This is a genomic window from uncultured Fibrobacter sp. (assembly GCF_947305105.1).
Classification (GTDB): Bacteria; Fibrobacterota; Fibrobacteria; order Fibrobacterales; family Fibrobacteraceae; genus Fibrobacter.
Genome location: NZ_CAMZCS010000065.1, coordinates 1 through 5,916, shown reverse-complemented (window position 1 = coordinate 5,916; position 5,916 = coordinate 1). Strand labels below are relative to the sequence as shown.

Here is a 5,916-nt window from a genome sequence, read left to right as displayed (position 1 = left end):
TTCAGTTGCGAGCGAGACCAGGAACGAAGCCCGAAGCCGTACAAATCGTACGGCGAGCGGATTCGTGACGCCGTATCGCGAAGCAAATGGAAAAATTACTTGTCCGTGAGGACAGCGACGCCCGGCAGCACCTTTCCTTCCAGCAGTTCGAGCGAAGCGCCACCACCCGTAGAGGTGTGGGTCACCTTCTTGTCGGCACCGTACTTCTTGGCAGCCGTAGCGGTATCGCCACCACCGATAACGGTGATTGCGCCAGCAGCGGTAGCTTCGACGATAGCGTCGGCCATAGCCTTGGTGGCCTTTTCGAAGGCTTCGAATTCGAACACGCCTGCAGGGCCGTTCCAAACGATGGTCTTGGCGGACTTGATTGCGTTCACGAAGAGCTTGGTGGATTCAGCGCCCACATCGAGGCCCATCCAGCCAGCCGGAATGCCTTCGGCGTCGGAGACAGCCTTCGTGGCAGCGTCGGCAGCGAACTTGTCGGCAGCGATGTAGTCGACCGGGAGGATGATTTCCTTGCCGGCAGCCTTAGCCTTGGCCATCAGATCCGGAACGAGCTTGGCGCCTTCTTCGTCAAACAGAGAAGAACCGATTTCGATGTTGTTGAGGACCTTCTTGAAGGTGAAAGCCATGCCACCGCCGATGATGATCTTGTCGGCCTTGTCGAGGAGGTTGTTGATGAGCTGGATCTTGTCAGCGACCTTGGCACCGCCGAGGATGGCGAGGAACGGACGCGGAGGATTGTTGAGCACCTGGTCGAATGCCTTGAGTTCCTTGTTCATGAGGAAACCAGCGGCACGCTGCGGAAGTTCGACACCCGTCATGGAGGAGTGGTCGCGGTGAGCAGTACCGAAAGCGTCGTTCACGTAGACGTCAGCGAGCTTGGTGAGGCTTGCGCGGAAGGCCTTGACGGCTTCCTTGTCGGCCTTTTCCTTAGTTTCGGTGCCATCGGCGTTCTTGATCTTGCGCTTGCCTTCTTCTTCGATGTGGAAGCGGAGGTTTTCGAGGAGGATGATTTCACCCGGCTTGATAGCGGCGCAGGCAGCTTCGACTTCCGGACCGACGCAGTCGGAGAGGAACTTCACCGGCTTCTTGATGAGCTCTTCGAGCTTCTTAGCGACCGGAGCGAGAGTGTACTTCATGTTCTTTTCGCCATTCGGACGGCCCAGGTGGGAAGCGAGCACGACGGCTGCACCCTTGTCGAGAGCGTACTGGATGGTCGGGAGAGCGGCTTCGATACGCTTGGTGTTGGTGATTTCGCCAGTCACCTTGTCCTGCGGAACGTTGAAGTCAACACGGATGAACACGCGCTTGCCGGCGAGTTCGAGATCTTCAATAGAAAGCTTTGCCATTGTAGCACCTTCTTTTGGGGTTTAGAGTTAAAATTTCCGCTCAAAATGTAGAATTTTTTACAATATCGGTTCGTAAAAAAAGTGCAATAACTTGTGTTGTAAATCATTTATTTTCAAAATAAGCCTATATTATATGTCAAATTTCGGAAACTTGGAAATAATTGGCTTTTTTTTTATATATTTCACTTGAAATTTGAGCTTATTGGAGCAGAAGATGAAACGTCTATCTTTTATAGTTCTTTGCGCAGCACTTACCGCTTTCGCCGGTCCCTATGATATCGATGGCTTCGATGCAACGGATGTCGGTTCTCCCGATAGTTATATTACTGCGGAGTTTGGTGGCGAACTGAAGAAGGCTCCGGCCTCCGAAGTCAGTTCCCTGCAGTCTGGTCGATTGGTTGTACGCCAAAAGTTCGAAGACCCGTTTGGCGAGTCCGAAACAATGTACCAGCTTTACCAGGGCCGTGCGGGCGACCTTTCCTCGCTCACTCCGCTCACTGCCGAAGGTGCCGATTATAGCGACATCGTCACGGCTAAAATTTATCAGCGCAAGGGCATGGATGCCGAAGAAGATGCCGAAAAGGTCTATTTCGATGGCAAGTTCATCTACGTGCCTGGCATGAGTAGCGCAATTGCCTATGTGAACAACGCTCCTGTCGAGCTCAAGGGCGCCGAAGACGAACCGGTCGCTGCCGCCGTTCCGGCACCCGCGGTCGAAGATGACGAAGAGGAAGAGGATGAAGCTCCTGCTCCGGTTGCCGCCAAGAAGCCCCGTGTCGAAGAAGACGAAGAAGAATGTGACGAGTATGATCCGGATTGCGAAGACGAAGATGACGAATACGATGTCAAGGGCAATGTGGACCGCTCCAATAGGGAAGCCGACGACCGCGACTATGCTGCTCGCGATGCCTCCGAAAATGCTACGGACCGTTTCGGTATTGCCGACGAAGTTCGCTTCTGGTCTGCTGTCGCCCTTTCTGCGGTGGCAGTGGGTAGTGCCGTCATGGGCGTTTATCAGCACATGAAGGCTAACGAGGCTCAGGATGCCTACGACAAGTTGGCCGCCTTGAACGACAAACTCCTCAAGGGCTGCGATGGCAACAAGAATTGCGAGGTGGCCGTGAGCAAATACGGGAACAACGGTGCTGCTGAAGGCACAGATGGGTTCTGGAGCGTTTCCGACTTGCAGCGTCGTATGGACATTAACAGCAAGACTAAGGATTCCTACGCAACGGCCCGTAACATCTGGTTCGGTGTGACGGCTGTGTCTCTGACGGCAGCAATCGTCCTGTTCGTATGGTAATAAATCCGGGTAAGATTTCACTCAAGGATCTTGAGTTCAACTGCATTCTCGGGACCCTTCCTTACGAAAGGGAAAACGAGCAGCCCATAGTTCTCAATGTTTCGATTATGGTGGATTTTACCCAGGCCGCACGCAACGAGGATTTGGCCCATTCAATAGATTATGCACAATTGGCGGAAGACCTTCAACGGTTCATCCGCCTTTCTTGTTTCCAATTGGAAGAAACCTTGGTCGTCGAGACGGCCAAGTATATTTTAGAGCATTACCCCAAGGCTCTGGCGGCCGAGGTTCGCGTATGCAAGCCTAATGCAATTCCTGGTGCTGCTGGTGCAGAATCAAGCGTTGTTATCAGGCGTTAGCCTAGCTGTAGGTCTTGTACCTCAGCGCTTCTGATAAATCCGAAATTTCAACAGATTCGTTATTCCGCAGGTCGGCGATAGTTCGTGCGACCTTCAGGAGCCGATAGTAGCCACGTGCGCTCAGGTTCATTTTGTCGGCGGCGGAAACGGCAAAGCGTTCCGTTGCAGAGGTCATCTTGGCGAAGCGTTGCGCGCATTCCGAGGACATTTCCGCATTGGCTTTGAAGGGTGTTCCCGTGAACCGTTGGTGCTGGATGTTGCGTGCCGCGCAGACTCGTTTGCGTATTGTCGCCGACGATTCCCCTTCGGGTTTTCCGATGAAATTGCCGGCGTCTACTGGGGGAACGCTCACCTGGATGTCGATACGGTCGAGCAGTGGACCCGAGATGCGCTCCCTGTAACGTTTGCGGGCTTCGGGTAAGCAAGTGCAGGCTCGCTTTGGGTCCATCGCGAAACCGCAGGGGCACGGGTTCATTGCGGCACCCATCATGAAGCGGGCTGGCCATACGACGGTCCCGCTTGCGCGGCTTACCGAAATGGCTCCGTCTTCCATGGGTTCCCGCAGGGCTTCGAGTACGCCTCGGTTGAATTCTGGCAACTCGTCCAAGAAGAGAACTCCGTTATGGGCGAGGCTCGCTTCACCGGGAAGGAGCCTCGCCCCGCCGCCCACAAGTGATACCATTGATGCAGAATGATGCGGCGTGCGGAATGGCCGGGAGAGAATCGGCCTAAATGCTTCGGAATCTCCAGAACGTCTGGCGCAGGAGTGGATTCGCGTCGTTTCCAGGATTTCTTCGTCGGTCATTTCGGGAAGGATTCCCGGCAAACACCGGGCGCACAGCGTCTTGCCTGCGCCCGGCGAACCGACCAACAAGAAATTGTGGGCGCCGGCGGCGGCCACTTCGAGTGCCCTCTTTACGTTGGACATCCCGACGACATTCTTGAAGTCCGGGATGGACGAAGAAGGCGGGGCGGCTTTTTGTGTCAACCCTTTAGCTACATATATGGAACTTCCCGCCCCGCCTTCCAAGATTTCGATGCACTCGGATAAAGTATCTACACTTATGTAACGCAGGCCTTCGACTAGCGAAGCTTCTGCGGAATTGGCTTTCGGTATGACGAGTATGCTATCATCCCCTCGCGGTAGACTCATCGCTACCGAAAGCACACCCCTGACGGGTTTCAGGAGCCCGTCAAGAGAAAGCTCTCCAACAAAGACATATCGTTCCAGTTTAGGAATTTCAATTTCGCCTGTGGATACGAGCAAACCAATTGCAAGGGGCAGGTCCAGTGCGGAACCTTCCTTGCGCAAGTCCGCGGGTGACAGGTTCACCGTTGTTCGGAAACCTGTCACCACCTTTCCTACGGAGCGGATGGCAGAAACGACCCGCTCGCGGGATTCCCTCACTGCGTTGTCCGGAAGCCCAACCAAGGTGAATCCCGGTAAACCCTGTGAAGCATCAACTTCGACACTGACCGGGACGGCCTTAATTCCAAACAGACAGTAAGAACGGATTCTGCGAAACAATTTTTACCTGCGGTTAGTTCATGCATTGTTGGTAGCGTTCAAGAACGCAATTTTCAATGTGCTCGCGGAGTTGGCGTGTAATTGGTGCGCAGACATAGCGAGTTTCTTCGCCCTTGAAAAATGGATCGCACGGGTAACTGACGAAATATCCGTTTATGCCATCGATGACGCGAAGCCCGCGAATTTGAAATTGGTCGTTTAGGACAACCGAAGCCATCGCCTTGATTTTGCCAAGGGACATTCCCTCCTTGAAAGGGAAGATTTGTACGTTAGTCACCGCAAGACAATCAAACGATGCGGATTCCTTTTGAATAAGGGTATCGGTGCTGTTTCCTGCCGTATTGTCAGACATGGGTTCTCCTTTCTAATTTTTTTTCGCAAATATCTTTGCAAGAATCGTGCCAATGATAGAATGTGGCTAAATAAGCCTGAAAATGCAGAAACCGGGTTCGGGGGAGTGTCCAAAAAAGTGATTAATCAGTGATTAATCATTTTTTAATCACCTGATTCGCGCGAGTGAGAGAGTGACTCCTGTCTGCAAAATGTTTCTATCTTTGGGCTAGCAAAGTGAGGTTTCTATGTCCGCAAATCCCATAATCGTGGTTGACTACAATGCCGGTAACTTGACGTCCGTGATGAATGCGCTCTCGCATATTGGCGTGGACGCGAAGTCGAGCCGCGATGCCGACGAAATTGCGAAGGCGACCCGGTTGATTTTCCCGGGTGTGGGTGCTGCGGCATCGGCCATGGAAACTTTGACGAAAACCGGAATCGGCGAAGCCATCAAGACGGTGGTGAAGGCCGGGAATCCCGTGCTCGGCATTTGCATCGGCTGCCAGATTATCCTCGAAGAAAGCGAGGAAGACGGTGGCGTGAAGACGCTCGGACTCATTCCAGGGAAGGCGGTGCGTTTCAAGGACGAACCGGGCCTCAAGATTCCGCACATGGGCTGGAACCAGGTGGAGTTCACCCGCGAACACCCGATTATGAAGGGAATCCGCAGCGGTTGCGACTTCTATTACGTACACTCCTACCACCCGCAGGTGCCGGCAGAATACGCCTTTGCCGAGACGACTTACGGCACGCAGACGTTCCAGGGAATCGTGGGTAAGGACAACCTAATCGCGACACAGTTCCATCAGGAAAAGAGCGGTGACGTTGGACTCGCCATGCTCAAGAATTTCTGTGAATGGATGGTTTAGTGGTTAGGGATAAAATTGTAAGCGGGCACTAATCACTGTGTGGAAAAGTAGGAAGTAGACAGTAGGACAAATGCGTAAGGCGAGCGCCACGGTCAAGCTTGCTTGAACATGGCCGAACCGAGCATTTGGTACTTGAGCTATACGAAACTTGGCAATTTATTGCCTTAGTTGA

General features: G+C 53.2%; 6 protein-coding genes. 3 read left to right on the top strand and 3 right to left on the bottom strand.

What is annotated here, in order from left to right; genetic code table 11:
• Positions 1–95: 95 nt before the first annotated feature.
• Positions 96–1,352 carry a phosphoglycerate kinase gene (pgk, locus tag Q0Y46_RS14745; protein WP_072826912.1) on the bottom strand — a complete coding sequence of 419 codons (1,257 nt, stop codon included), beginning with the start codon at positions 1,350–1,352 and terminating at the stop codon, positions 96–98.
• A 214-nt stretch (positions 1,353–1,566) separates the two neighbouring features.
• Between pgk and Q0Y46_RS14740 the strand changes: the two genes are divergently transcribed.
• Positions 1,567–2,655 (top strand): hypothetical protein, encoded by a 1,089-nt coding sequence (locus tag Q0Y46_RS14740; protein WP_297948572.1) that lies wholly within the window; start codon positions 1,567–1,569, stop codon positions 2,653–2,655.
• Positions 2,649–3,014, top strand: coding sequence for a dihydroneopterin aldolase (locus Q0Y46_RS14735; protein WP_297948570.1), 366 nt, complete (start codon positions 2,649–2,651; stop codon positions 3,012–3,014). The genes Q0Y46_RS14740 and Q0Y46_RS14735 overlap by 7 nt, the downstream gene beginning before the upstream one ends.
• A gap of 1 nt (position 3,015) precedes the next feature.
• Here Q0Y46_RS14735 and Q0Y46_RS14730 read toward each other — a convergent pair whose 3' ends face one another.
• A complete protein-coding gene (locus tag Q0Y46_RS14730; RefSeq protein ID WP_295683737.1) occupies positions 3,016–4,542 on the bottom strand; it encodes a YifB family Mg chelatase-like AAA ATPase in 1,527 nt (508 codons plus the stop codon).
• 13 nt (positions 4,543–4,555) lie between these two features.
• The gene (locus Q0Y46_RS14725) at positions 4,556–4,894 is read right to left on the bottom strand and encodes a SpoVG family protein (RefSeq protein ID WP_295683740.1); all 339 of its coding nucleotides are present in this window, start codon (positions 4,892–4,894) and stop codon (positions 4,556–4,558) included.
• A 226-nt stretch (positions 4,895–5,120) separates the two neighbouring features.
• Between Q0Y46_RS14725 and hisH the strand changes: the two genes are divergently transcribed.
• Entirely contained in the window at positions 5,121–5,744 is a 624-nt protein-coding gene (hisH, locus tag Q0Y46_RS14720; protein ID WP_295683742.1) for an imidazole glycerol phosphate synthase subunit HisH, read from the top strand.
• Positions 5,745–5,916 lie beyond the last annotated feature (172 nt).

Excerpts from the sequence above, each read along its gene's own strand:
- hisH (WP_295683742.1), top strand. The coding sequence starts at position 5,121 with ATGTCCGCAAATCCCATAATCGTGGTTGACTACAATGCCGGTAACTTG.
- Q0Y46_RS14735 (WP_297948570.1), top strand. The coding sequence starts at position 2,649 with ATGGTAATAAATCCGGGTAAGATTTCACTCAAGGATCTTGAGTTCAAC.
- Q0Y46_RS14725 (WP_295683740.1), bottom strand. The coding sequence starts at position 4,894 with ATGTCTGACAATACGGCAGGAAACAGCACCGATACCCTTATTCAAAAG.
- pgk (WP_072826912.1), bottom strand. The coding sequence starts at position 1,352 with ATGGCAAAGCTTTCTATTGAAGATCTCGAACTCGCCGGCAAGCGCGTG.
- Q0Y46_RS14740 (WP_297948572.1), top strand. The coding sequence starts at position 1,567 with ATGAAACGTCTATCTTTTATAGTTCTTTGCGCAGCACTTACCGCTTTC.